At 49.8% G+C, this 201-nt stretch carries 1 rRNA gene; it reads right to left on the minus strand.

What is annotated here, in order from left to right:
- Window positions 1-201: ribosomal RNA gene (locus I6E24_RS17175) — 16S ribosomal RNA — on the minus strand; the annotation flags it as partial.

Here is a 201-nt window from a genome sequence, read left to right on the forward strand (position 1 = left end):
GCTGCCTTCGCAATCGGAGTTCTTCGTGATATCTAAGCATTTCACCGCTACACCACGAATTCCGCCTGCCTCTGCCGCACTCAAGAACGCCAGTTTCAACTGCAATTTTAAGGTTGAGCCCCAAACTTTCACAGCTGACTTAACATCCCGTCTACGCTCCCTTTAAACCCAATAAATCCGGATAACGCTCGCATCCTCCGT

It is taken from the genome of Bacteroides caecigallinarum (genome assembly GCF_021530995.1).
Lineage (GTDB): Bacteria > Bacteroidota > Bacteroidia > Bacteroidales > Bacteroidaceae > Phocaeicola > Phocaeicola faecigallinarum.